The organism is Oleiphilus sp. HI0079 (genome assembly GCF_001635105.1).
In genome coordinates this window covers 1-622 of the sequence record NZ_LWFT01001115.1, presented here as the reverse complement: position 1 = coordinate 622, position 622 = coordinate 1, and the positions used below count along the sequence as shown (strand labels likewise).

Below are 622 nucleotides of genomic sequence, written 5' to 3'. Positions count from 1 at the left end.
TGCAGCAACCAAAGTATGGCGGTTGTCCAGGCAAGATAGGTGTATGACGGCTGTGCCAAAACATTTCTCTGTTTAAAAATAAACTCAAAAGCTGAAGTTAGATTAGGCGATAAATGTTCTTTTGCCAGTAATTAGGAGGTGCTGTTGCAGCATTTGAGGCCTTACCAAGGTAAGACATCGCCGTTTGCATGCCAGAACGTACCAGAGTTCCTTGGCTCGAGCGCATCGATACGCTCAGAAAGCTGATTAGCGGCTTCATCTGGTGTGACATTACCATGGCCGCCGATCATTTCGGTACCAACCAAGCCGGGGTGAAGAATCGCAACAGAGATATCGCGTGGAGACAGATCGTGTGCCAGTGACACAGCTGCGGCATTCAGGGCGCACTTAGACATACGATACCCGTAGCGGCCACCGCTGGTATTATCTGCAATTGAGCCCATCCGGCTAGTGATAAAGGCGACTTTTGATCCTGGAACCAGTTTGCTCAGTAATGCCTCTGTAATGCGCAATGGTGCGAGGGTATTTACCTTGATTTGTTGTTCAATGCTCGTGAAATCGAGCTGTCCGAGTTGTTCGTCACGCAATATGCCAGCGTTGTTGATAAGCAAATCTAGATGCG

Annotated in this window: 1 protein-coding gene; it reads right to left on the bottom strand. The window is 48.6% G+C overall.

Going from position 1 to position 622, the window contains the following annotated elements:
* Positions 1 to 161 precede the first annotated feature (161 nt).
* Positions 162 to 622: SDR family NAD(P)-dependent oxidoreductase (locus A3750_RS19665; RefSeq protein ID WP_068548671.1), on the bottom strand; the 461-nt coding region annotated here is incomplete at its 5' end.